The 6,335-nt window shown below is 63.8% G+C and carries 9 protein-coding genes; 3 read left to right on the top strand and 6 right to left on the bottom strand.

Annotated features, from left to right (window positions below; translation table 11 throughout):
* Nucleotides 1–594: LysR family transcriptional regulator (locus C1D09_RS29565; protein WP_143977514.1), on the bottom strand; the 594-nt coding region annotated here is incomplete at its 3' end.
* A 19-nt stretch (nt 595–613) separates the two neighbouring features.
* Nucleotides 614–1,519: a S1C family serine protease gene (locus C1D09_RS29560; RefSeq protein ID WP_143977513.1), complete on the bottom strand. Its 906-nt coding sequence runs from the start codon at nt 1,517–1,519 to the stop codon at nt 614–616.
* A 217-nt stretch (nt 1,520–1,736) separates the two neighbouring features.
* On the opposite strand from C1D09_RS29560, the gene yghU reads away from it, so the two are divergent.
* The gene (yghU, locus tag C1D09_RS29555; RefSeq protein WP_143977512.1) at nt 1,737–2,603 is read left to right on the top strand and encodes a glutathione-dependent disulfide-bond oxidoreductase; all 867 of its coding nucleotides are present in this window, start codon (nt 1,737–1,739) and stop codon (nt 2,601–2,603) included.
* A gap of 76 nt (nt 2,604–2,679) precedes the next feature.
* On the opposite strand, the gene C1D09_RS29550 is transcribed toward yghU, so the two are convergent.
* Nucleotides 2,680–2,979 carry a DUF1236 domain-containing protein gene (locus tag C1D09_RS29550; protein ID WP_143977511.1) on the bottom strand — a complete coding sequence of 100 codons (300 nt, stop codon included), beginning with the start codon at nt 2,977–2,979 and terminating at the stop codon, nt 2,680–2,682.
* A gap of 609 nt (nt 2,980–3,588) precedes the next feature.
* Nucleotides 3,589–3,804, bottom strand: a complete 216-nt coding sequence (locus tag C1D09_RS29545; protein WP_342780261.1) for an exopolysaccharide production repressor protein — start codon at nt 3,802–3,804, stop codon at nt 3,589–3,591.
* A gap of 241 nt (nt 3,805–4,045) precedes the next feature.
* Between C1D09_RS29545 and C1D09_RS29540 the strand changes: the two genes are divergently transcribed.
* Both C1D09_RS29540 and C1D09_RS29535 read left to right on the top strand, forming a co-directional pair.
* Nucleotides 4,046–4,786, top strand: coding sequence for a sulfotransferase family protein (locus C1D09_RS29540; RefSeq protein WP_143977510.1), 741 nt, complete (start codon nt 4,046–4,048; stop codon nt 4,784–4,786).
* Between the two features lie 118 nt (nt 4,787–4,904).
* Nucleotides 4,905–5,189, top strand: coding sequence for a hypothetical protein (locus C1D09_RS29535; protein WP_143977509.1), 285 nt, complete (start codon nt 4,905–4,907; stop codon nt 5,187–5,189).
* Between the two features lie 549 nt (nt 5,190–5,738).
* Here C1D09_RS29535 and C1D09_RS33345 read toward each other — a convergent pair.
* Both C1D09_RS33345 and C1D09_RS29525 read right to left on the bottom strand, forming a co-directional pair.
* Entirely contained in the window at nt 5,739–5,957 is a 219-nt protein-coding gene (locus C1D09_RS33345) for a hypothetical protein (RefSeq protein WP_167514803.1), read from the bottom strand.
* A gap of 103 nt (nt 5,958–6,060) precedes the next feature.
* On the bottom strand, nt 6,061–6,335 hold a 275-nt coding region (locus tag C1D09_RS29525; protein WP_143977507.1), incomplete at its 5' end, for an amidohydrolase family protein.

Below are 6,335 nucleotides of genomic sequence, written 5' to 3'. Positions count from 1 at the left end.
GCATCCGGGCTCCGTCGCCACGAAGCGCAGCGCGGCAAGGTCTGCGAGATCGCGCGGCGCGGTGTCTTGTCCCGGAGCCGCGACCAGCACCAGCTGTTCGGCGCCTATCGTGCGCCTGGCCAAGCGCGCATCCTTCGCACCGCCCTGGCGCTCGAAGCAGAAGGCGACGTCGATGTCGCCATCTTCCAACAGGTGCCGCAGCGTGCCGCTGTCGGCCACTTTCATCCGCACGGTGATTTCGGGATGGCCGGCCTGAAACGCTGGCAGCCAGGGCGCCAGGCGGGCCGAGGCGATCGTTTCCAGCGCGCCGATGGTCAGTGCCTCGCTGCTGCGCCCGGCAGCCGCCAGCACAGCCGCGCGCGCCTCGCCGTCGAGCCGCAGCAGCTCTTCGGCGATCGGCTTCAGCGCCAGTCCGGCCGGCGTCAGATCAAGGCCGGACTTCGAACGCGTGAACAGGGCAGCACCCAATTCCGCCTCGAGAGACTGGATCTGGTCGCTGACACTCGATTGCGCGAGGTTCACCGCTTCGGCAGCCCGCGTGACGTTGCGGCTGCGCGTCACCGCGAGGAAGGTCTTGAGCAGTCTGGGATGCATCGCCCGGCCGACACCAGGCCTATTGCAGCTGCGGCTTCTTCAAGAAACTGCCGCGGTCGGCGGATTTGACGCGCAGCCAGGTCTCGCGGCCGTCGCGCACCACCCGCATCGGGATCTCGGCGCCGGCCGAGCCGCTGTCCCACAGCTTGCGATAGAAATCGGCGAGCCCGTCGACCGCGCCGTCGCGCACCTCGGAGATGACATCGCCCTGGCGCAAGCCGGCTTTTGCCGCCGGACCGCCTTCGGTCACGCTCATCACCACCACCTTGCCGTCGCTTTCGGCCGACAGGGCGCCGAGCCACGGGCGCGGCGGCTTGGCCACCTGGCCGCGCGTCAGCAGATCGTCGAGGATTGGCGGCAACAGGTCGATCGGCACCACCATGTTGATATCGGCGACCTCGCCGGCGCGGCTCATCTGCAGGCGCAGCGAGCCGATGCCGAGCAGCGCCCCCTCGGCGCTGAACAGCGGCGCCCCGCCCCAGGACGGATGCGCTGGCGCGATGAAGATCGCCTCGTCGAGCAGATACTCCCAATAGCCGGCGAATTCCTGCTTGGTGACGATCTTGGCCTCGACCGCCCGGCCGACGCCGTCGGCAAGCACCACCGCGTCGCCGATCCTGGCCTTGCCGGCATCGCCCAGCGCCACGGCGGGCAGGCCGGTCGGGGCCAGCGCCTGGACAAGGCCGAAACCCGATTCCTGGTCATAGGCCAGCGCGTGCGCCGGGATGACACGCCCGTCATGCGCGGTCAGCCAGACCTCCTCGGCTTCGGTGATGAGATAGCCGATGGTCAGCACCAGCCCGTCATTGCGGATGACGACGCCGCTGCCTTCCCTGAGCGTGCCCAGCGCGCCGGCGGTGAAGGCATCCTCTGGAACAGTAGCGCGCACGGCAACGACGGAGCGCGGATTGGGATTGATGGCCATGATTTTGTCCTGCGATGCAAATGCTTGGCGGCTTCTCCTATAGGTATGCCTCGGAGGGGATGGTGCAAGGGGTGAGATATGGTGGCCGCAGGCCCCGAAAGGCCGCGCCGGCGCCCACATAAACAATAGTTCAACGCAAGTTGAACTTTCGCCTCCGCAGCCCTAGCTGTAGATGCATCCGCTCAATCCCATCCTTCCCATCCACCCGAGGCCCGACATGACAGACTACACCCCGCCGAAAGTATGGACCTGGAACAAGGCGAATGGCGGCGCCTTCGCCAGCATCAACCGGCCGATCGCCGGGCCGACGCATGACAAGGAATTGCCCGTCGGCAAGCATCCGCTGCAGCTTTATTCGCTGGCGACGCCGAATGGCGTCAAGGTGACCGTGATGCTGGAGGAGCTTCTGGCGCGCGGCCACAAGGGCGCCGAATACGATGCCTGGCTGATCCGCATCAACGATGGCGACCAGTTCGGCAGCGGCTTCGTCGAGGTCAACCCCAACTCCAAGATCCCGGCCCTGATGGACCGCAGCGGCGCCACCCCGGCGCGCATTTTCGAATCCGGCTCGATCCTGGTCTATCTCGCCGAAAAGTTCGGCGAATTTCTGCCCACCGAACAGCCGGCGCGCGCGGAAGTCCTGTCCTGGCTGTTCTGGCAGATGGGCTCGGCGCCATATCTGGGCGGCGGCTTCGGCCATTTCTATGCCTACGCGCCGCAGAAATTCGAATACGCCATCGACCGTTTCGCCATGGAAACCAAGCGGCAGCTCGATGTGCTCGACCGCCGGCTGGCGGAGACGGAATATCTCGGCGGCAAGGATTACACGATCGCCGACATGGCGGTGTGGCCCTGGTATGGCGGGCTGGCGCTCGGGCGCATGTATAACGATTCCGGCGAGTTCCTGTCGGTGCAGGAATATAAGCATGTCCAGCGCTGGGCCAAGGCCATCGACGCCCGCCCGGCGGTCAAGCGCGGCCGCATGGTCAACCGCGCCTTCGGCGAACCGGCCCTGCAATTGCATGAGCGCCATGACGCCAGCGATTTCGACACCAAGACGCAGGACAAGCTGGCCGCCGAATAAGCGACGGCAAAGGCTGACAAGAAAAACCCGCCACCAGATTGGTAGCGGGTTTTTCAAATGCCTGGTGCTGAACCAGTTAGTGCAGCACTTCCACGATCTGGCGGGTATCCGGGTCTACCAGGACAGTCTGGTCGTTGATCACGGCGACGCGATACTTGACATTGGGCACTTCGCGCAGTTCGACCTTGTCGGGCACCGGCGAGCCGAGCTTGAGCTCAAGGCCCAGCAGATTGACCGACGCCAGCGGCTGCTTCTTGACGTATTCGCGAACCACGGTTTCCTGCTCCGGCTGAACGACGATGGTGTCCGCCAGGGCCGCACCGACACCGCCCATCAGGACGATCGCGGCCGCCGCAGTCGAAAGATAATGTTTCATAACAACCTCCATATCAATTATCCGGGCTTCCCGCCCTGCAGGAAAACTCGGCCATCGTCGCGAGGTTCCATCGCGATTTGTGGAATAAATGCGACACGCCCAACAAATGCCTATTTTTCTGTTGTTTTCGAATCGAACGAAAGCACGCCAATCTATGCTTCAAAAAAGCACAGTTAATTGCCGCATTGAAGAATAATACGAAATGCACCTCGGAGGATGCGTCCGTGGTGCTCATTCAAATAGAAAGCGAACCGCTGATTGCCTTGGCGAGCTAACGTGGAGCACACGGTGTCGTTCCGCCTGCCGTCATGGAACGCATTAAAAAGGCTCGCCTGGCTGGCAGCAAGGCGAGCACTGCGCCATGCCGGCGGAGGTGGCGCCGCACCGGTCACATCGGGGAAACGCCAGCGCTGGCATCCAGTTCCGGCGCGGGGACTTGGCCCATTCCGATCATCGCGTCCTCCCGTGACCAAGCATCCCCTTGCGCTCGTGCTTGTCGCTGTAGCTCTGATCGCGCCGTTTTCCGGCCTTGCCTGGCGAACGCGCGAATGGATGGGCTGGCAGCGCGTCGTCCCACCGCCGATCTATCCCCTTCCCAGGTGACCGACCTCACAGCGAGACGCCGTCGCGGTGCAGCGGCGGGACGCCGTCGACCTCACCCCGGCTCGCCGCCTTGCGTGCGCGACTGTAGATCAGCCGCATGACCAGCGCGAAATAGCCGATTTGGAGGACCACCAGCACGGCTATCGTCCAGCCCAGCGCCTTCCAGAAAGAACCGGTAGCCACGTAAGCCCACAACGCGACGATGATGGTCGTGGCTGACATCCCCACGAGAAATGGTCCAAAATACATCGATCCCACATCGCCGAAACCGCCCGGTTTCGCACGACTCCCTACCCGAATTCCCAATGCCCGCGGATAAGGTTTCATTATTTTAGCAACTGCGCAACTATGTGATCGTCCAACCTTGGCCCGCCATCGAAATTTGTTGCGCGTTGACCTGGTCGGGAGCAATTTGATGCTCCCGGTCTGCGGGTAGCGCGGAAATAAGGGCGGGGATGGGGAAATGACGCTCAAACTGATCGGGGCCGGTTTCGGCCGCACCGGCACGTGGTCGACTTTTGCCGCGCTGAACAGGCTCGGCCTTCCCTGCTATCACATGCAGGAAGTGATCATGAACAAGGCCAACAAGGGCCATCTCGATTTCTGGCGCAAGGTGGCCAACAGCCCACCCGGCAGCCAGCACGACTGGAACCGCGTCTTCGCCAACTATACGGCGACAGTCGACAATCCCGGCTGCTGCGTGTGGAAAGAATTGCTGGCCGCCTACCCCGACGCCAAGGTGCTCTTGACCCTGCATCCGCGCGGCGCCGAGGCGTGGTACGAAAGCACGATCGACACAATCTACTTCACCGAGAATGTCTGGCAGTTCCAGGTTCTGGAATGGCTGACGCCCTTCGGCTGGAAGTTCGGCGACATGTCGCGCAAGCTGATATGGGGCCGCACGCTGGACGGCGTGATGAACGACCGCGCCAAGGCGGTTGCGCGCTACAACAGCTATATCGAGGAGGTGAAGGCCGCGGTGCCGCCGCACAGGCTTCTGGTCTACAAAGTGACGGAAGGCTGGGGCCCGCTCTGCGATTTCCTCGGCGTTGCACAGCCCAACGAGCCCTTCCCCAACCTCAACGACCGCGAGACGATCAAGAAGATCATCCGCGACATCATCAAGGGCTCCTACATCATGCTGGGTCTGGCGGTAGCGGCAGTTGCGGTGGCGGTTGCGGCGCTGTGGTGGTGGCTGGCGTAGCTGCATCCGCAAGCCCAAGTCGGAAGGGCGTCCGACCCCCTTGCCGCGGGAGCCGGGAACCAACCACTGCACCCCGAGTTTCGCTTTCAGTCTTTTCAAGGATTGGAGGCCTGGCAGCATGGCACCGCGCAGCAAACCACGCACCGGCAATGACGAAAGCCCTGATGTCGAGGGGCCGACCATCGAGCAGCAGAACTGGGACGCGATCAGGGGCAGCGAGATCCTGCCCGACGCCGTGTCGGAAAACGGCGACATGCGCTACGGCGTCGAAAAGGACGGCGACCTGCCGGAGGAGGACGATGACAACGCACTCCAGGACAGCGACGACGCCTTGCCCGACGACGAGGAAGAAGCCGCGATCAAGCGGCACCCGACACGCGAGGGGCGGTTCGACGAGACGTGAGGGCCGACGCCCTTTCAAGCGTTCCACACCCGTAATGTCAGCGTGATCCTCCGGGCCAACCCGCCCCCGCAAACTGCCGTGTGGGGGAGTTTCGAAAAGAGCGGGCGCGCGTGGTTGCCGCAGACCGACGGCGCGTCCTCGGGCAGCTCCTTGACCTCTGCGGGCGGCTGCGGACGCCGCAATCCCGGATTTCCTCACCCGCTTCGCCTGCGAGCGGGTGAGCTTCTTCAGATGGTTCCGCTTGTCGGCAACAGCCTGTTGCCACGCCATCCGGACTGAACGAAGCTCCACTTCACCTGCCTTCTGGGCACATTTTCTCCAATGAATGTGGAAGCTGGCACACCGTTGTCGGATGTCGGGGCCGCCGCCGTCCTGCCCCGCCGGCGCCCGAATTGGCCCTCGACATGGTAAAGCCTTTATATCCAATTTGGCTAAAGTAACGGAACATCCAATGGACATTGCCGGAACCGAACAGGACCCGTCGGACCTTTGCATGCACCACCTAAGACCTTGGTCCCAAAAGGAAACGCAAAAGACCGATATGGCCCGTCATCGGGAACATCCCGCCTTTGCCATCGTTTGCCGCAAGGTCTGCTGAGCCGACTGGATTTCGGAGAACGAGCGATGCACCATCGGTCCATCATCACCAGAACAGGCCACGGCCCGGCTACGGCGGTCGCCGTGTTGATGGTCGGACTTGTGGCGGTGGGAATCGTATTCCTCGTCCTGGGCGGCTTGCTCTACCTCGGCGAGCAGCCCCCTGATCAACGCGCGCTGTCCTCCGTGCCAGCCCGATCGGCCCTGGCGGCCGACCCCCGCGCGGTCGATTGATGTGTGCGCAAGCCGCGACGCCGCCCGCCGGCGGCGCGTGTCAGCCCGCCAGCACCTTGCCATCCCTGGCGACGGCTTTGCCGCGCCGATAGACCGTGCGGTCCTTTGGCACGGCCACCACCGCTTCGGGCACATGCCGGGCCGGCATGGCGACGAAGTCGGCGCTGGCGCCAACCGCGATGCCATGTTCCGCCAGCCCCAGCGCCCTGGCGCCGGCACGGGTCACCACATCGAATGCCGCCTCGAGTTCGCGGTCCTCGTAGAAGCCGGAGCGATAGCCGATCATGTTGGCGCGGTTCAGCATGTCGCCATCGC

Origin of the sequence: Mesorhizobium intechi, assembly GCF_002879535.1 — a bacterium.
GTDB classification, from domain to species: domain Bacteria; phylum Pseudomonadota; class Alphaproteobacteria; order Rhizobiales; family Rhizobiaceae; genus Mesorhizobium; species Mesorhizobium intechi.
This window is presented reverse-complemented; position numbering and strand designations above follow the sequence as displayed.